This is a genomic window from Mesorhizobium sp. CNPSo 4684 (assembly GCF_057784315.1).
On sequence record NZ_JBWLUX010000009.1, the window covers coordinates 46,322 to 63,461 of the forward strand.

Genomic DNA, 17,140 nt, shown 5'->3' on the forward strand with positions numbered 1-17,140 from the left:
GATTGCTCCCAGTCCAGACCGATGGCCAGTAAAATTTTCGCGATCCGGAAAGATACTAGCTAGCGTTACCGAGGCCCGCGGCGCGCAACGCCTCGACCAGCCGCTCGGTCAGGTCGGCAGGATATTTCCGCTCGGCGAAGGCCGCACGCGGGTCAGCGGCGAATTTCGGGAATTTGGTGGTCAGCTCATCCAGAAGCTTGGCAGCCAGCTGCTCGCGGCCGGCAGCCTTGGCGCCGATCAGCCGCGCCGCCAGATAATGCGATTTCATCGCCGTCGTGCGCAGCGACTCGCTGGCGATCGCGGCCTTGTTCATATCGCCCAGCATGAACTGCCCGGCGAAGAGCCCGTAATCCCACCAAGTCGGGTGGCCGCTGAACGTCTCGACGGCACGGGTCAGGATCGGTGTTCCCTCGGCATATTTTCCGGCGAAGATCAGGCCATAGCCGTAGGCGGCAGCCATGCTGAGGTCGTAGGGGTTGAGCTGATAAGCCTTGCGCATCCAGCGGATCGCCTCCTCGGGGTTGCCGAGGCGCGAGTAAAGGTAACCGTATGCGCGGTGCGCATAGGGGCTGGTCGGCCCTATCTGGATGGCGCGATGGGCAAAAGACATCGCCTGTTCGACCGTCGCGTCAGGCGGATAGGCGTAGTGATCGGTCGCGGCCTCGAGATGGAGCGATGCCAGTTCCGAATAAACGAGCGACGATTTTGCGCCTTGGCTGGCAAGGTTTTCCAGACAGCGATAGGCGGCCTCATGAGTCTTGGTGCTCTGGTCGAGATAATATCTGTCGTTGAGGATCAGGCACCTCGTCAGCCCGGTCTGAATGCCGTTCTGTTCGATGTAGCTGTAGAGCGGGCCGGCGGCGGGAATGGTCGAGCTGAGGATGGCGGCGATACGATCCTCGACGGTACCAGGCGCACTGTCGGCGACCGTCAGATTGCGGGACAAAAGCACGCGCCCGGTCGCCACACTCTGCAGCTCGAGCGTCACGTCACCTGCCATTGGTCCCGGCAGGACATCGAAAACGAAACTGGTCGGATCGGTGCTCGGGTCGCGCTTGCTGTCGGCGTCGCGGCCGATGAAGTCGATTGTGTCGAAACCGGCAAGACCGGCGCGCAGCGAGGCGGCGACGCGGCCTGCCTCGGGGCCGGTGGCCTTCACGGCGATGTAGACGAGGGGCAGGGCCTCCACCGTCGGCGATGCGATGCTGCTCGTTGCGCCCTCCGTCTCGACCACCGCCGCCGGATCGCTGCTGGCAAGCAATGCGCCGCCGCCCTGGCGCAGGATGAGCACGCCCAGCATAAGGATGACCAGCGCCATTGCGCCCCAGAAGAAGTGCAGATGGCGCGCCAGGGAAGGTCCAGGTCCCGCAACCGCCGACGCCATCGAGGCAACCGGGGGCGCGGCAAGAGCGGGGTCCTCGGGCGATCCGGGCAAGTCGGCTACCGCCTGCGCCAGCGCCACCGGCTCCTGCCCATCCGGCAGGCGGATGGCGTTGAGTTCATAGGACGGCACATAGCCGCCGCGCGGAATGGCGATGCGGACCGGTTCGGCTACGCCCTCATTGGCGAAATAATGCTGGAGAAGTTCGCGCAGCCTGCCTGCCTGCACCCGGACCACCGCATCGGTCGACGAATCGAAATCGCCGTCCTTGCCGAAGACGTCCATGGCGATGGAGAAACCCTTGAGCCTGTCGGCTTCGCCGGCCTGCTCGCGCTCAACAAGATAGCGCAGCAACTTGCGTGCGCGCTCGGAGCGTCCGAACGTTTCGCTGGCGAGTAGTCGTTCCAGTGTCTCGCGCACTGCGGGGGCGGCAGGCGTGGCATGCTGCAAGTGTCGATCCTCTCGAAGTCGGCACAGGTTGAGGCGCAATCATATAGAGCCTGCACGTCCATACAAGCATGCTTATGTTATGCGATCGCGTACCGCACCGGATAATTGCCAATGGTTAACACGAGAAAACCGGAATTTCCCCCCGGCAAATGGGTCATTTCCGGGCGCCGCGGATACGGCGCCCGGCGAGAAGTCAGCCGGCCTTGCGCCCGATGATACGGTTGGCAGCCGAAACCACGGCTTCCAGCGAGGCGGCGACGATGTTGGTGTTGATGCCGGCTCCGAACAACTTGCCGCCGGGATATTCCATCTCGACATAGGAGATCGCCGAGGCGTTCGATCCGCGCTGGAGCGAATGCTCGGAATAGTCGAGGACCGACATGTCGACGCCGACATGGCGCGACAGCGCATCGACGAAGCCGTCGATCGGGCCGGTGCCGGATCCGGTGATGGTCGTCTCCTTGCCGTTATCGAGGATCACCGCCTCGACCACGCGCCGGCCCTTTTTTTCAGTGTCGGGATAGGTGTGATGGTCGAGGAATTTGAGCCGCGCGACGGGCTGGTCGACATAGGTCTCGAGGAAGCGGTCGTGGATGCGCTTGGCCGGCACCTCCTTGCCTTCCGCGTCGGTGATCGCCTGGATTTCCTGGCTGAACTCGATCTGCAGATTGCGCGGCAGGTTGAGGCCGTAATCGGCCTGCAGCACATAGGCGATGCCGCCTTTGCCGGACTGCGAGTTGATGCGGATGATCGCTTCGTAGCTGCGCCCGACATCGGCCGGATCGATCGGCAGATAGGGCACTTCCCAGACCGGCGTATTGGCCTTCTTCAGCGCCTTCATACCCTTGTTGATGGCGTCCTGGTGCGAGCCGGAAAAGGCGGTGTAGACGAGTTCGCCGACGTAAGGGTGGCGCTCGGGGATCTTCAGCTGGTTGGAATATTCGTAGACGTCCTTCATCCGGTTGATGTCGGAGCAATCCAGATGGGGATCGACGCCTTGTGTGTACATGTTGAGCGCCAGGGTGACGATGTCGACATTGCCGGTGCGTTCGCCATTGCCGAACAGCGTGCCTTCGACGCGGTCGGCACCCGCCATCAGGCCGAGCTCGGTGGTGGCGATGCCGGTGCCGCGGTCATTGTGCGGGTGCAGCGAAATCAACAGGTTTTCGCGGTTGTCGAGGTTGCGGCACATCCATTCGATGCGATCGGCATAGATGTTGGGCGTCGACATTTCGACCGTCGACGGCAGGTTGATGATCAGCTTGTTGTCGGGCGTCGGCTTCACGATCTCGGTGACGGCGTTGCAGATCTCCAGCGCGACTTCGAGTTCGGTGCCGGTAAAGCTCTCCGGCGAATATTCGAAGCGGTAACCGCCGCCGGCCTTCGCCGCCATGTCGGTGATCATCTTGGCCGCATCGGTGGCGATGCGCTTGATGCCGCCGACGTCCTTCTCGAAGACGACGCGGCGCTGCAACTCGCTGGTCGAATTGTAGAAATGCACGATCGGGTTGGTGGCGCCCTTCAGCGCCTCGAAGGTGCGGGTGATCAGCTCGGGCCGGCACTGTACCAGCACCTGCAGCGAGACATCGGCCGGCACATTGCCTTGCTCAATGCACCAGCGGGCGAAATCGAAGTCGGTCTGCGAGGCCGAGGGGAAACCGATCTCGATCTCCTTGAAGCCCATGTCGAGCAGCAGGCCGAACATGCGCGCCTTGCGCTCATGGCCCATCGGGTCGATTAGCGCCTGGTTGCCGTCGCGCAAATCAACCGAGCACCAGACCGGCGCCTTGTCGATGACCTTGTTGGGCCAGGTGCGGTCGGTGAGGCCGACTGTCGGATAGGGCTGGTATTTGCGGGCGGCGCCCGGCATGTGGCCGGCCGCGCTTTTTACGCTTTCGGCTTCGCCGGATCGTATCTCTTCTCGTGCGTTCATCGTCTTGTTCTCCCGGCGGCCCACGGATCGGTCTTCGGACGGATTGAGAGCGAGCTGCGCCTTACCAGATTTTCGTTCGCTTGATGTGAATTGCCAATTTTGAAACTGGCCAAGGAGCGTGCGCGTAAGCGGCGGTTCGACCGCCGGGCGCTCCTTCAGCGAACCCGGCGATCGCCGATAAGGCCGAGAAGAAGCAGGGTCGATGCCAGCGCGCGAACGGTCTCGCCGGTAAAGCCGGTCGGACGGGAAGCGACGGAGGAGGCGCGCGTGTTCATGGCGGTTTTCATACAGGAGCGGCCATGGAGAGGCAAGTAGGCGCATTTCTGCCTGTTTCAGACCTCTTCCCCACGCGCGGCAAATACGCCAGACTTGGTTTGTTTCTGTGCGTGTCGCCGTCCCTTCGCGGTCCCGGCGATAGGCTTGGACGAGGTCGCGATGCCGGGGGAGGTCGCCCATGAATGATGCCGGGGGAGGTCGCCCATGAATTTTGTATTCTTCTCGCCGCATTTTCCGGCCAACGGCGCCGATTTCTGCGACCGGCTGAAGAAGGCCGGCGCCACGGTGCTGGGCATCGGCGATGCGCCTTTTGATGCGCTGGACGGCAAGCTGAAGGCGGCACTGTCGGAATATTACCGCGTCGCCGACATGGAGGACTACGATCCGGTGTTCCGGGCGATGGGTCATTTCATCCACAAATGGGGCCGCATCGACCGCTTCGAGTCGCTCAACGAGCATTGGCTGGAACTGGAAGCCAACATCCGCACCGACTTCAACATCTACGGCACCAAGCTCGATTTCGTGAAGAATCTGAAGCGCAAGAGCCGCATGCGCGCCTTCTTCCGCAAGAGCGGCGTTGACACCATTGCGCAGCGCAAATGCTCCGACCGGGCAGGCGCCATGACCTTCATCCGTCGCGTCGGCTATCCCGTGGTGGTGAAGCCCGATTCCGGTTCCGGCGCCTCGAACACCTTCAAGATTTCCAACGCCAAAGAGCTCGACCAGTTTTTCCGGGACAAGCCCGAGGACGTGACCTTCGTCATGGAACAGTTCATCGAGGGCCTGGTGGTCACCTTCGACGGGCTGGTCAACCGCGACGGTGAGGTGGTGCTTGCCGCCAGCCACCGGTACGACCAGAGCGTCATGGAAGTGGTCAACAAGGACCGCCACATGAGCTACACCTGTTTTCCCAAAATCAGCCCCGCGGTCGAGGAGGCAGGCAGGAAAATCCTGAAGGCGTTCGACGTGCGCGAGCGCTTCTTCCACATCGAGCTGTTCGAAACCAAGGACGACCGTGTCATCGCGCTCGAGGTCAATATGCGGCCGCCCGGCGCCTGGATGACCGATGCGATCAACTACACGTTCGACATCGACGTCTATGCGGCGTGGGCCGACATGGTGGTCAAGGATGCCGCCGGCGGACCCTATGAGGGCAAGTATTTCACCGCCTATGCCAGCCGCAAGCAGCACCTCCATTATTTGCACAGCCATGAGGACGTGCTGGCCGCGCATCGCGACAAGATCGTCCACCATCAGCCGATAGAAAAGGTTTTCAGCCGCGCCATGGGAAATTACGCCTACCAGATGCGCTCGAAGGACGAAGCAGCGCTGCGCGAGGCCGTCGCCTATATTCACGCGGAAAAGGCTTAAACGCGATGGACATTTCCTATCACAAGGGCTTTGCCCGCAATCTCGGCCGCGACATGGAATACAAGCGCTACGGCCATGCCGGCAGGCCGGTGGTCGTGTTCCCGACCTCGCAAGGGCGGTTCTATCAGTTCGAGGATTCCGGCGGGGTAGGGGCGCTGGCCGAATTCATCGATACCGGCCGCATCCAGCTGTTTGCGGTCGACGGCATCGATTCGGAATCTTTCTTCAACAAGCATGCCGACGCCGCCCACCGCATCGGCCGCCACGAGGCTTATTTCCGCTATGTCCGTGAGGAGGCGTTGCCGGAGTTTCTGGCGACCGCCGAGAAAGCCAATGGCGGACGCAAGCTGAAGCCGCTGTTTACCGGCTGCTCTATGGGCGGCTACCATTCCTCGAACTTCGTCTTCCGCTTTCCAGAACTCGCCAGCGGCGTCATCGCGCTGTCGGGCGTCTATTCGGCGCGCGACTTCTTCGGCAAGGCGCTGGAAGGCGACATTTTCTACAACTCGCCGCTCGACTATCTGCCCGGCATCGTCGACCCGAAGCTCTTGGCGCGGCTGAAGGCGCTGAGGATGATCTTCTGTTGCGGGCAGGGCGCCTGGGAAGAGCGCATGCTGGTCGAGACGCGCAAGCTGGAACAGATCCTGCGCGACAAATCCATTCCCGCCTGGGTCGACTATTGGGGTGGTGACGTCAGCCATGACTGGCCGTGGTGGCACAAGCAGCTGGTCTATTTCTTCGGCCGCTGGCTGGATGACGATCTGATGCATAGATTGGACTGATGGCCACACCCGAGCCCATTCGCCGTTTCGTCGAGGCCACCAATGAAGGTGACACCGAAGCGTTTCTTGGCACCTTTACCGCCAACGCATCCCTGACCGACTGGGGACGATCCTTCCATGGCCGCGAGCAGATTGCGCGCTGGAACCGGTCGGACAGTATCGGCGTGAAGTCCAATCTGTGCATTGTCCGCATCGCCGAGGCCGATGGCAGCTACCACGTCCGCATCGCCGTCACAGGCGAAGGCTTTAACGGCGAAGGGGACATGGTCTTCACGCTGGACGGCGACCGCATAGCGAGCCTGGTCATCAGCTGACGCCGCGCAAGGCTAGCCTTCCTGGCATACCGGCAGAGGAACGGTTTCGTGCTCCACGGTCGATCCGCGGCGCAGGCCGAGGAAGACGACAAGCGCGGTGACGATGGTGATTGCCGCCAGCACGATCAGCAGCCTGTCGAACGCCGTCTCGTAGGCCTGGACCAGGACCGTGGCTCCGGTTCCCGGCAAGCGGGCTGCCGCTTCGCCGACATTGCCGGTCGCCAGCAGCTGGGCGGCAGCGGTTGCACTCAGGGACGACGTTGCGCCCTGGGCCGGCAGTTGTGCAGCCGTGAAGCCCGACAGGACCGCCATGACGATGGCCAGCGCCACGCCTTCACAAGCGACGCGGGTGGTGTTGAAGATGCCGACCGCCATGCCGGCGCGCTCCTTCGGCACGACGCTGACGGCAAGTCCGTCCATCAGCCCCCAGGGCAAAGCGATGCCGATGCCGATCAGCATCAGCGGCGCCACAAGGGCGAGGGCGACCGGCGGGGTCAGGCTCAGCCAGACAAGGCCGGCGGCGGCAATCAACAGGCCGACGCCGCAGATCGTCGCCGGAGCGATCCAGCGCGCCACCTGGCCGGCAAGCAGAGGCAGGATCAACAGCGGTCCCGACAGGCAGATCATCAATTGCCCCGCCTCGATCTCGCTCATCCCCTCAATGCCGATGAAGCGGATCGGCAACAGCACGAGCAGGACGACGAAGCCATAGGCGGGGGCAGCCGCCAGAAACTGGACGCCGACGAAGCGGGGAAAGCGGAACAGCGAGAGATCGAGCATCGGCCGGCCCACGCGACGCTCGACGATGACGAAGGCGGCAAAGAAGAGCGCAGCGATGGCAAGCAGCCCGATCACAAGCGGATCGGTCCAGCCGCTCTGCGGCGCCTGAAGCACGCCGTAGGTCAGCGCGGCCAGCGCAATTGTGAACGTGCCGGCCCCCGCCCAGTCGAGGCCGGTCGCATCGGGGTCGCGCGATTCCTTGATTGTGCCCAGACCCAGTAGCGCGGCGGCAATCGCAAGCACTGCCACCAGAACGAAGATCGACCGCCAGCCGAATGCTTCGATGATGAGGCCGGAGGCGATCGGACCGAAGGCGAGGCCAATGCCGAAACTGGTGCCGAGGAAGGAAAAGGCGCGCAACCGCAATTGTCCCTCGAATTCCTGGGCAAGCGCAGAGGCGCCGCCGGCGAAGGCGGCGGCACTGCCGAGCCCTTGCGCAGCCCGAAGTGTGTCGAACCAGACGATGTCAGGCGCGAGCATCGCGCCCAGCGTGGCCAGGACATAGAGGCCGAGGCCGGCGAGGAAGATGCGCTTGCGGCCATGATTGTCGGCGAGCGCGCCCAGCGCCATCAGGGTGGCGCCAAAGGTCAGCATGAAGGCGTTCGTCACCCAGTTGAGCGCGATCGGGCTGCCCCCGAGATCGGCTGCAATACGCGAGAGTGCGACGGCCGGGCCGGTGAAGGTCAAGGGCATGGTCATGGCGGCAAGGCATACCGACAACAGGACGAGCCATGGCGCGGCTGCGCCGTTTGTGGTCTTCGAAGTCATGGTTTTTCCTATCTGAAGCAGGATCCGCCGGTGTGCCGTCGGGAGCGCAACACCGGTCGCAACGGCAAGATAGGCCCGCGACATTCCCAGAAAAATAGTATTAAATCTCCAGATATACCGGACTGAAACGCTCGAATGGAGAGATGTGATGGAACGCCTCAACGGCCTTCTGGCCTTTGCCCGCACTGCCGAGTTCGGCAGTTTCATCGCCGCCGGCCGAACGCTTGGCATCTCGGCGTCGGCCGTCGGCAAGAGCGTCGCCAGGCTCGAGCAGGATCTCGGCGTGCGGCTGCTGCAGCGCAGCACGCGCCGTGTCGGACTGACCGAGGAAGGCAAGCTGTTCAACGAGCGGGTGCGGCGCATCCTCGACGACATCGACGATGCTGAGGCGATGCTGTCGCGAACGCGGGAAACGCCGCATGGGCGGTTGCGCGTTTCGACGCCGATCGTGACCTATCACCTGCTGTTGCCGGTGCTGTCGGAGTTCATGGCGTGCTATCCCGAAATCGAACTCGACATCGATTTCAACGATCGCATCGTCGACCTCATCGACGAAGGCGTCGACATCGCAATCCGCAGCGGTGAGCTGCCGGATTCGCGCCTGGTGGCGCGGCCGCTTGCGCCCTTCCGGCTGCTGTTGTGCGCGGCACCTTCCTACCTCGAGCAGCACGGCAACCCGAGCGGACCGGACGATCTCGTGAACCATTACGGCATACGCTTCCGGTTTCCAAACAGCGGAAAGCTGCAGGGTTGGCCGTTCATCGGCGGCAGTGTCGAGCCGCAGGTCCGCTCGATGCTGACCTGCAACAACACCGAGGCGCTGAAGGGCGCGACTATGGCCGGTCTCGGCATCAGCTCGATGCCCGATTTCCTGGTCCGCGAGGCGCTGCGCGATGGGCAATTGCGCACTGTGCTGGATGACCATGTCGACGGCCGCGGCCAGTTCCGGATGCTGTGGCCGTCAAATCGCCATTTGTCGCCGAAGGTTCGCGCGTTCGTCGATTTCCTCCCTGACCGGCTTGCCGCGACGCTGAGCGGCTCGTAGTCCTTCGCGGCGATGGCGATGGCGATGGCGATGGCGATGGCGATGGCGATGGCGATGGCGATGACGGCGAGGGACGAGCGCTGCTTTCAGTAGGTGGCCCGTCCGCCCGACAGGTCGAACGTTGCGCCAGTGGTGAAGGAATTTTCGTCCGAGACCATGAAGGCGATCATCGCGGCCGCCTCCTCGACTTCGACAAACCGCCCGCGTGGCACCTTGCCCAGCATGTAGGCCACCTGGGCCTCGGTGAGCTGTTCGAGGATGCGGGTGCGGGCGGGCGACGGCGTCAGCGCGTTGACGGCGATGTCGTGGCCGGCAAGCTCCTTGCCGAGCGATTTGGTCAGCGCGAGCACACCCGCCTTGGCGGCCGAATAGGCGGCGGCATTCGGATTGCCTTCCTTGCCGGCGACAGAGGCAATGTTGACGATGCGGCCGTAGCTGCGCGCGATCATGCCGGGCACCAGGCGTTTGCAGCAGTAGAAGACACCGTTGAGGTCGATGTCGATGATCTGGCGCCATGCGGCAGGATCATAGTCCACCACGGTAGCCGCCGGTCCGGCAATGCCGGCATTGTTGACGAGCAGATCGACCGGGCCGAGCGAGCGCTCGGTTTGCGTCGCGGCGCTGTCGACGGCCTCGACCAGCGATTGATCGCACAGCAAAGCTTCGATCCGACCGAGCGGGGCGAGTTCGGCGACGGCGTTCTTCATCGCAGCCTGGTCGACATCCCAGATGACAACGCTGGCGCCCGACGACAGCAGGCGCCGGGCAACGGCAAGGCCGATGCCTTGCGCGCCGCCCGTCACCACGGCGACACGGCCTGAGAGATCGACGGCATTCACGCGACGGTTCATGGGCAATTTCCTCTTCCCGGATCCTTGAATTCGTAACTCAGTCCCTGACGGCTCTCGCCACCAGCCGCGCGATGCTTGGTCCGGCGATGAGCACGACCAGGAAGCGGGCCGATTGCAGCGCCATGACGAAGGAGATGTCGACGTTCTGCGCGGCGGCGGCGATGATGGCGACGCTGTCCATGCCGCCGGGGCTGGTTGCGAGATAGGCGGTCAGCGGATCGATACCGAGGACATGGCTGATCAGCCAGGCAAGCCCGCCGCAAAAGGCGATCAACACGACGATCGAACCGACGATCTGCGGCAGTGCCCGCGTCGCATGGCGCAGGATCGCCCGTGTAAAATTCAGTCCGATCGACCAGCCGACCATCGCATAGGAGAGCGCCAGCAGCCATGGCGGCAGTTGCATCGCCACGCCGAAGCCGAGATGGACGATGGTACCGAAGATGAAGGTGCCGAGAAAGAAAGGCGAGGGCAATCGGCACAAGCGGCCGAGCAGGCCGCCGACCAACGCCACGCCGAGCGTGGCGGCAAAGGCCATTGCGTCGATCGGCGGGAACCAGACAATGGCTGGGATTTCAACGCCGGAGGTGTCGACCCACATCTTGGCCACGAGTGCCGCCGTCATCGAGACGAAGATCACGCGCAGATACTGCATGAAGGCGACGAGGCGCTGGTCGGCGCCGAAAGCGCCGGCCATCAGCACCATGGCGGTGGCCGCACCCGGCGACGAGCCCCAGACCGCCGTGGTGCCGGGCAGAATGCGCCAGCGGCTGATCAGCCAGCCGAGCAGGCTGGACGCCGCCAGGGTCGCCAGCACCACGACGACGAACAGCGGCCATTCCTTGTAGAAAACCGAAAAGATGTTGGCCGAGATCGACGCCGCGACAAGGCAGCCGACCAGGGCCTGGGCGGAGGCAAAGACGGGGCGCGGCACGCGCACGGTGGCGCCATTGGTGCCGGCAAGGATCGCTGCCAGCATCGGGCCTATCAGCAGTGCGGCGGGCAGTGCGGCGTATTCCAGCGTGCCGGCGAACAGCAGCGAGAAGATCAGCAACACCAGCCACTGCCGAAGCGGACGCATGCGCGTCATGCGTTCGATGGCCGGCTGTTCTGGCGAGGAATCCATATCAGGTCTTAGACTTGGAGAAGAATGATGCGAACCCCGCCGAGGAAACTCGAAAACCGCGTTTGCTTTCGAACATCACTCGTTCTTGACGGCGGGCAGGCCGAAACCCCCGACCGGATGGGTCTCGATCTGGAACTCGAAGCCGGAGATGAAAGGCCGCGCCTTGGCGATCGCCGCCTGGACTTCGGGCAGTTGCAGCGATGCCTTGTGGCTGGCCTGATCGGTCCACACTTCTGTGACCCAGATCGCGTCGGCATCGGCCGGGTCGGTGGCGATGATATAGCTCAGGCAGCCGGGGAGGGCGCCGGTGCTCTCGCGCAAAATGCCCATGATCGCGTCGCGCTGGCCGCGCGCCGCCCGCATCTTGCCGATCAGTCCGTACATCGCCTTACGTCTCCCCTTGCTTTCAAACCGCTGAAACTTTCGCACAACATGCTTGGGTTGCGAGACGCAGTATGCAATTGCCCGCTCAAGGCATCAACTGGCCACCGTTCACCTCGATCACCTGGCCGGTGATGTAGCCACTCAGGAGATCGGAGGACAGGAAGAGATAGGCGCCGACGCAGTCTTCAGCCGTGCCGGCGCGTCCCTGAGGAATGGTGGCAACCATGCCCTTGATCTGTTCGTCGGTGGAATAGCGCTCATGGAATGGCGTCAGGATCGTGCCCGGCGCCACTGCGTTGACGCGGATGCCGAAGCCGATCAGTTCCTTGGCCATGCCGCGGGTGACGTTGGAGACGAAGGCCTTGGCCGAGCCGTAGAGCCCGGCGCCGCCGCCAGCGCCATTGCGCGCGGCGATCGACGAGGTGTTGACGATGAAGCCGCCCTGCTTCTTCAGCCATGGCATCGCCTTGCGCGAGGCGGTCAGCACCGAGCGGGCGTTGAGGTCCATCACCGCGTCGTAATGCGCCTCGGTCTGCTCGGCATAAGGCACGCGGCCAAGCATGCCGCCGGCATTGTTGACCAGCCCGTTGAGCCGGCCGAAATGCTCGGCGCTCTCCTCGACGACACGCTCGACATCGGCGGCGGCTGAGAAATCGCCCTGTGTCAGGAACACCTCGCCGCCGCCATCGCGGATGGTCTTTGCCAGTTTCTCGGCCGCCTCGCGGCTCGAATTGTAGTGCAGAGCGACCCGGCATTTCTGCTCGGCATAGGCCAGCGCAAGGGCGGCACCTATGCCGGTCGAGGCGCCGGTGACCAGCACCGCCTTGCCGGCAAGATCGGGGATGACGAGGGTGGGGGTTGCTGGCACGTCGGTTCTCCGGGAATTTCCTCCCGTCCTTCGTAGGCGCTCGCAGCCCTCCTGTTCAAGCCCCGGCTAGGGTCTGAGATAAACGTAACCCTGGCGCTGCAGTTCGGCGAGCTTGACGACGCCGCCCTTGTCGGCAGCGTGGAAGCCCTCGAGCAAATCGGCAAGGGTGATCTCCATGCCTTTCATGGTGTTGCCGCAGGCATGCGGCTCAAGACCCTGCTGGACGAGACCGGCAAAGCGTCCCGAAATCGCCGCCGATATGCCTTTCGACTTGAAACCGGCAAGGGCGGGGCCATGCACGACCAGCACGATGTCGACATTGCCGCCGGTGCCTTCATAGTGGTTCTTGATGTTGCCGAGCACAAAATTGACCTTGTCGAGGTCGCTGAGATGATAGGCCACCTTCGGTCTGTCCTCGGCGGCGGCCGCCCGGCTCAGGCCGAACAGGCCGGCGGCGCCGGCAAGGCTGGCACGGAAAATGTCGCGTCGGCGCATGGCATCTTCCCCGGCTTGGTGCTCATCGCAAATTGCGTGGCTGCGGCCATGATACTAGCATAAATTGCCGTTACGTCCTGTCGATGCGAGGAGGGGGTCCAATGGCATTCAGGAAGTGGAAGAATTTCGCCGTCGCCGGATTTGGCGCCATGCTGCTCGGTGCACTTGCGGGTCCGGCCGTGGCCGACGATGCGCTTAGATTGCCCGAACTCAGTGCGAGTGGCACCGATGCCTGTTTCGGCCGTGTCTATGACGCGGCCCATCTCAAGGCGCATCCGAGGCAGAAGGTGGCGCGGATTTTCTTCCTCTATGGCCATGATCCGGTGAGCCATCCGAACGAGGAGCCGATGGCGAATGCGGACACCTCCTACAATGGCTTTCTCACCACCACGGTGCGTGGCGCCAAGACGCCGCAATGGGCCGGCGGCTGGTGCAATCATGAGTCCGAGGACGGCAAGTCGGGCCCGATCCGCTGCGGCATGGACTGCGACCGCACCATGGCTTCGCTGAAACTCGATGACAAAGGCCGCCTGATCCTCACCGATGTCTCGTCCGATCTCTATCTCGACGCCGGATCGGAAGACGAACTGGGCGAGGCTGAATATGACCGGCAGGCGCTGGGCTCAGAGGACGATAATTTCCGCCTCGACCCGATGCCGGCGGCAACCTGCAAGGCCGAATTCGCCAAGATCGATCCGATCGATCCGGCGCTGGGTGCGCCGTTGCGCGAGCGGCTGAAGCCGGACCAGCCTTTCTGTTTCGGGCGCGATTACGATGCCGCGCACCTGAGCTCTCATCCCGACCAGGTGACGCAGTCGATCCGCGTCTTCCGCGGACCGGTCGAGCTTGCCTCCTTCGCCTCAGGCGGCGATGTCGCCAACTGGCCCGACGGCGCCGACATCGCCGTTTCGGTGACCACCAGGAAGAACGGAGCCAAGGGCACGCAGACCTATTCCTGCCAGGGTGAAGCGGACCAATGGCGCTGTGCGGCGAGCGCGAAGATGAGCAATTTTTCGTGCGACATCAGCCAAAAGGAAATCTACCTCAAGCGCGGCGCCAACGGCACCATGATGCTCGCCAACCCCAACAGCAGCCTGGCGATCGTCGACCTCTGTTCGAAGGCGGCGGAAGGCAAGACGAAGTCGGACGACAAGGTTTACCGGCTGGAGGCCATGCCGCAGTCGGCGTGTGCGCCTTAGGCCGGCGGTGCTTCAACTCTCTGGTTGTGCCAACGGAAACGACCACGTGCCGTCGAGGATTTCTGCTCGCGGGCGGAAGAGACGTACCGTGTAATTCCACCCTCGCGTGATGGGCAGGCAATTCTGGATCTTGCCGTCGCATCCGCCGAACTGGATGGTGACCGCACCATCCACTCCTTTTTTTGCGGTGAGGCTGTTCACCGAATAGGCATTGTACTGGTTCGGCTGGAGGTAGCCCTCTCTGTTATAGACGGTAAGTGACCAGAAGCCGTCTACGGGTACATCCCCGACCGTCAGTTTGTGGACGGTGCTGGCGTCATTGCGTGCGGGAGTGGTCGGGAGATAGAGAGCATCCTTCTCCGGAAATCCGCCCCATAGCATGGCGCTTCCGATCAGATGCCTAACCGGGTCGACCTGATCTACGCTGGCACCGAACATGCGACGCGTATCGGAAACTGTCGTTCCAAGCTGTAAGAGTGCTGCTCGTACTTTCTTGAGGCTCACTTCATCCCAGTTGGGGACTTCGAACGTGCCTGGGCGTTCCTGCCTGAACTTAACAGCATCCTGCAAGGCATGGACCTGCTCGACATCTTCCTTGTCTGAATAATTGACAAGGAAACGGACAACGACAATGGCATAGCGGGTGCCAATCATCTCGCGGGTCAGAGTGTGGCCGCCCGCACCGTAATAGGTTGCTCGGGTGTATTGGTCCTCATTCGCGACCTGCATCCCCATGAAGCGCTTGCCGGCGTCCGGCAGGGTAATCGTTGCCGGCCCGGCATTGAGGTCGACAATCACAAATGAGTACAGCGTGTCCCGGTTGGGACGAACAATGCCTTGCTGGACAGGAGGAGCAAGCTCGCGGCCATGCCTGAACCTCCCAAAGCCGTCGTTTTTGACGACCCCGGCGAAATAAATATCGGTCTGGGCGCGGTTGTAGTTATCGACCGTGACGGGCAGGGCTGGTGAAGCAGTCGTCTGCGCCAATACGACGGAATTCGTCATCAATAGTGACATGCCCACCAAGGTCCTAATGCTGGTCTTCTTCATAGTGTCCTCAGGGTGGTGCGGAAGCTCTTGCGATCCACAGCTAGATCAGTCAGATATGGAAGTAAACGCGCCTTCTTGATAACCTTCCTACCAAATATGATAGGCTTGCCGCATGGATTTGAATGCCGCACGTATGTTTGTTGCTGTCGTCCAGATGGGCAGCCTCTCGGCAGCGGCAGCCCGTCTCGGAACGCCGCTCCCAACACTGAGCCGCCGTATCCGTGACCTCGAACTGCAGCTCAAGGTGCAGTTGCTGGTGCGCTCGGCGCGCGGCACAAAACTGACCGATGCAGGAACGAGGCTGTACGAGCACGCTGTCCGCGGCATCGAAGCACTGCTGGAGGCTGAGCAAGCCGTCGTGAGCGACCAGGCCCGGCTGAAAGGACGCTTGCGGCTATCTTTTCCGCCCACGGTTCAGCCATGGTGGGATTTGCTGGCGGCTTTCCAGCGCCGCTATCCGGACATCCAGATTTACGTCTACTCAACCGTGCGTCGCCTGGATCTGATCGAGGACGGCATCGATGTCGCCCTTCGCGTCGGCGCGGTCGTTCACGAAGGCATGGTGGCACGACAGGTGCTGTCCATCCGCAACATTCTCGTCGCCAGTCCAAAATTAGTGGAGCGCTTCGGCGTGCCGACCGAACCCGAAGCGCTTCATCGCTTCCCATGTGCGGTGTGGGCGTCGCGCGTGGATGTTCCGGCTCGCTGGGAATTGGGCGGGCATGTCGTGGAGCCCGCTGCGATTCTGTCCACCAACGACTATCATCACCTGTGCAGCCGTGCGCTTGGTGGCGATGTTGTGACGGAGTTGCCGCCCTTCCTGGCAGCCGCGCCCATTCGGGAGAAGCGCCTGATGCCGTTACTGCCGCAGTACCCGTTGCCCGAATGGGCAATCAGTCTGCTCTATCCGCCCCAGCGCCACCGATCCACCATCGTCAGGGCATATCTCGACTTCTGCCAGAGCTATCTCCCGAAGATCGTTCAAGCCTGCGAAATCGGCGTGGTGGATGAGAGAGCGGGCTGAATCGGCGGACGTCGGCTTTCGGGATCGCGGGAAGCATGGAACGTCCGCATGGGTCGGGAGACCGGCCATAGGCGCAGGGTACCAGGCGCTGCCGGTTAGGCGAAAGGCACCGCAGTCGTGCCTTTCGGCAGCTTCGCCTCATCGTCTGGCTCGACATGGATGGTCACGCGCACCGAGGGGATTTCGGCTTTCAGCGCATCCTCGATGCGGTCGCAGATAACGTGGCTGGCGCCGACGGTCATGTCGGCGTCGACGACCAGGTGGAACTCGATGAAGGTGGCGCGGCCGGCTATGCGCGTCTTGAGGTCGTGAACCTCCAGCGCGCCCTTGCAATTGGCCGAGATGATATCGCGGATGTGCATGTGTTCCTGCGTGTCGACGGCGCGGTCCATCAGCCCGTTCATCGACGAGCCGATGACATGCCAGCCCTGCCAGAGGATGTTGAGCGCCACGATGACGGCAAGCGCTGGATCGAGGATTTGCCAGCCGGTCAGGATTACGCCGACGAGACCGCCGAAGACACCGACGGAAGTCACCACATCGGTCATGATGTGGCGGCCGTCGGCAACCAGCGCCGGTGATTTCGCAGCGCGGCCGGCGCGGATCAGCGTCCAGGCCCAGAAAGCGTTGATGACGGTGGCGACGCCGTTGATCGCGAGACCTTCCCAAGGCTGTTCAAGCGGCGTCGGCGCCTGCCAGGAGCGCCAGGCCTCGCTGAGGATCAAAAGTGCTGCCAGCACGATCAGCACGCCTTCCAGCACGGCCGAGAAATACTCGGCCTTATGGTGGCCGAACGGATGATCCTGGTCGGCCGGCTTGTAGCTGACCCGGATCGCCCAGTAGGCAGCGGCCGAGGCGATGACGTTGACGATCGATTCCAGCGCGTCCGAATAGAGCGCGACGGAGCCGGTGATGTACCAGGCGGCAAGCTTGAGCGCGAGCACGACGCAGGCGACGACGATCGACCAGAAGGCGAGGGCGGCGACCCTTTGCTTGGCCGCCTCCTTTGCCGCGATCGCCGTCACGCTGTCCGCTGCGGCCAT

Annotated in this window: 16 protein-coding genes; 6 read left to right on the forward strand and 10 right to left on the reverse strand. The window is 62.9% G+C overall.

What is annotated here, in order from left to right:
- Positions 1-55 precede the first annotated feature (55 nt).
- Both AC04SG_RS10060 and leuA read right to left on the reverse strand, forming a co-directional pair.
- Complete coding sequence (locus AC04SG_RS10060) at positions 56-1,831, reverse strand: tetratricopeptide repeat protein (protein ID WP_488550901.1); 1,776 nt, start codon at positions 1,829-1,831, stop codon at positions 56-58.
- 193 nt (positions 1,832-2,024) lie between these two features.
- The gene (gene leuA / locus AC04SG_RS10065; RefSeq protein ID WP_436262050.1) at positions 2,025-3,701 is read right to left on the reverse strand and encodes a 2-isopropylmalate synthase; all 1,677 of its coding nucleotides are present in this window, start codon (positions 3,699-3,701) and stop codon (positions 2,025-2,027) included.
- A 543-nt stretch (positions 3,702-4,244) separates the two neighbouring features.
- Between leuA and AC04SG_RS10070 the strand changes: the two genes are divergently transcribed.
- The 3 genes from AC04SG_RS10070 to AC04SG_RS10080 are packed head-to-tail and all read left to right on the forward strand — an operon-like array spanning position 4,245 to position 6,507.
- A complete protein-coding gene (locus AC04SG_RS10070; RefSeq protein WP_488550902.1) occupies positions 4,245-5,411 on the forward strand; it encodes an ATP-grasp domain-containing protein in 1,167 nt (388 codons plus the stop codon).
- 5 nt (positions 5,412-5,416) lie between these two features.
- A complete protein-coding gene (locus AC04SG_RS10075; protein WP_488550903.1) occupies positions 5,417-6,193 on the forward strand; it encodes an esterase family protein in 777 nt (258 codons plus the stop codon).
- Complete coding sequence (locus tag AC04SG_RS10080) at positions 6,193-6,507, forward strand: nuclear transport factor 2 family protein (protein ID WP_488550904.1); 315 nt, start codon at positions 6,193-6,195, stop codon at positions 6,505-6,507. The genes AC04SG_RS10075 and AC04SG_RS10080 overlap by 1 nt, the downstream gene beginning before the upstream one ends.
- A gap of 12 nt (positions 6,508-6,519) precedes the next feature.
- On the opposite strand, the gene AC04SG_RS10085 is transcribed toward AC04SG_RS10080, so the two are convergent.
- Positions 6,520-8,055, reverse strand: a complete 1,536-nt coding sequence (locus AC04SG_RS10085) for an MFS transporter (RefSeq protein WP_488550905.1) — start codon at positions 8,053-8,055, stop codon at positions 6,520-6,522.
- Positions 8,056-8,203: 148 nt separating this feature from the next.
- Here AC04SG_RS10085 and AC04SG_RS10090 point away from each other — a divergent pair, with 148 nt between their 5' ends.
- Positions 8,204-9,100, forward strand: a complete 897-nt coding sequence (locus tag AC04SG_RS10090) for a LysR family transcriptional regulator (protein ID WP_112561140.1) — start codon at positions 8,204-8,206, stop codon at positions 9,098-9,100.
- An 86-nt stretch (positions 9,101-9,186) separates the two neighbouring features.
- On the opposite strand, the gene AC04SG_RS10095 is transcribed toward AC04SG_RS10090, so the two are convergent.
- The 5 genes from AC04SG_RS10095 to AC04SG_RS10115 form a co-directional block, all read right to left on the reverse strand.
- Positions 9,187-9,939: an SDR family NAD(P)-dependent oxidoreductase gene (locus tag AC04SG_RS10095; RefSeq protein WP_488551008.1), complete on the reverse strand. Its 753-nt coding sequence runs from the start codon at positions 9,937-9,939 to the stop codon at positions 9,187-9,189.
- A 49-nt stretch (positions 9,940-9,988) separates the two neighbouring features.
- Positions 9,989-11,077: an AbrB family transcriptional regulator gene (locus AC04SG_RS10100; RefSeq protein WP_488550906.1), complete on the reverse strand. Its 1,089-nt coding sequence runs from the start codon at positions 11,075-11,077 to the stop codon at positions 9,989-9,991.
- A gap of 75 nt (positions 11,078-11,152) precedes the next feature.
- On the reverse strand, positions 11,153-11,461 hold the full coding sequence (locus AC04SG_RS10105) for a putative quinol monooxygenase (protein WP_488550907.1): 309 nt from the start codon (positions 11,459-11,461) through the stop codon (positions 11,153-11,155).
- An 85-nt stretch (positions 11,462-11,546) separates the two neighbouring features.
- Positions 11,547-12,329: an SDR family NAD(P)-dependent oxidoreductase gene (locus AC04SG_RS10110; protein WP_488550908.1), complete on the reverse strand. Its 783-nt coding sequence runs from the start codon at positions 12,327-12,329 to the stop codon at positions 11,547-11,549.
- 66 nt (positions 12,330-12,395) lie between these two features.
- A complete protein-coding gene (locus AC04SG_RS10115) occupies positions 12,396-12,824 on the reverse strand; it encodes a DsrE family protein (RefSeq protein WP_488550909.1) in 429 nt (142 codons plus the stop codon).
- 101 nt (positions 12,825-12,925) lie between these two features.
- Between AC04SG_RS10115 and AC04SG_RS10120 the strand changes: the two genes are divergently transcribed.
- A complete protein-coding gene (locus AC04SG_RS10120) occupies positions 12,926-14,023 on the forward strand; it encodes a hypothetical protein (protein ID WP_488550910.1) in 1,098 nt (365 codons plus the stop codon).
- Between the two features lie 12 nt (positions 14,024-14,035).
- Here the strand turns inward: AC04SG_RS10120 and AC04SG_RS10125 are convergent, their stop codons facing one another.
- Entirely contained in the window at positions 14,036-15,073 is a 1,038-nt protein-coding gene (locus tag AC04SG_RS10125; protein WP_488550911.1) for a DUF1254 domain-containing protein, read from the reverse strand.
- A 112-nt stretch (positions 15,074-15,185) separates the two neighbouring features.
- Between AC04SG_RS10125 and AC04SG_RS10130 the strand changes: the two genes are divergently transcribed.
- Positions 15,186-16,097 (forward strand): LysR family transcriptional regulator, encoded by a 912-nt coding sequence (locus AC04SG_RS10130; RefSeq protein WP_488550912.1) that lies wholly within the window; start codon positions 15,186-15,188, stop codon positions 16,095-16,097.
- Positions 16,098-16,192: 95 nt separating this feature from the next.
- Here the strand turns inward: AC04SG_RS10130 and AC04SG_RS10135 are convergent, their stop codons facing one another.
- On the reverse strand, positions 16,193-17,140 hold the full coding sequence (locus AC04SG_RS10135; RefSeq protein ID WP_488550913.1) for a cation diffusion facilitator family transporter: 948 nt from the start codon (positions 17,138-17,140) through the stop codon (positions 16,193-16,195).